At 40.6% G+C, this 783-nt stretch carries 1 pseudogene; it reads right to left on the reverse strand.

From position 1 onward, the window contains the following. Positions 1-754, reverse strand: a pseudogene (gene sabB, locus BZK24_RS08110) (Hop family adhesin SabB/HopO); the annotation flags it as partial. Positions 755-783: the final 29 nt, after the last annotated feature.

Consider the following 783-nt stretch of genomic DNA (forward strand, 5'->3'; position numbering starts at 1 on the left):
AATAAGCAAACACATAATTGAGGTACACGCTATAGAGCCTTCGGTATTCTAGCTTAGTGCCTAGAAAAGAATAGTAATTCGTGGTAATGGTAGGGATTTTAATGCCTAATTCAATGCCATGTTGCGCGGAATGTTCGCTGTCTTTTTTCTTAGCTGTAGCGAGATTGGTTCTCAAACCCAAATTGAACAAGAATTGGAAATTGGAGGTATTGACTTTCGCGCTATAAGGGTTATTGAACGCTGTCAAATTCACGTATTGAGAATTAAGCCATGTAGTCCCTGCTAGTTGGATACCTCCAAAAAGACCCACAGAAAGCTTGTTGTTCTTTCTTGTGATGCTATCGTTGATAATATTCACTAACAAATCGCTCCCACCGCCATAAGTCCAAATATCAGAAGACGAATTGAAAAAGCTGGATTTGATATAGCCGTGGTTGTAATCAAAAAAGCCATAATACCTTAACCCCCATCTTTTGCTTTCGCCAAAGAATTGCTTATAGCCCACTTGCACGCCAAGCCCGTTCAAAGCGCCGTTATTGTTTTGAGAGCTGATCATGCCCACTTTTTTAAAGGGGTTATTGCTCATCGCTGCTAAAGCTTGGTTAAGATTGGATTGCTGCTCTGGGTTGATTTGGTAGTTGTATTGGCCTGCTGCTGGGGCGTTTTGATCGTAAGGTAGCGTAACAATGTCTTTTGTATTGACTTGGTTATAGGGAAGTTTAGAAATCTCTTGGCTTAGATTTTTGGAGTAGCTTTAGCCGGCTTGTTTTTTTATCTATGTGG

The sequence above is a fragment of the Helicobacter pylori genome (genome assembly GCF_001998165.1).
In the GTDB taxonomy this organism is placed as follows: Bacteria; Campylobacterota; Campylobacteria; order Campylobacterales; family Helicobacteraceae; genus Helicobacter; species Helicobacter pylori_DL.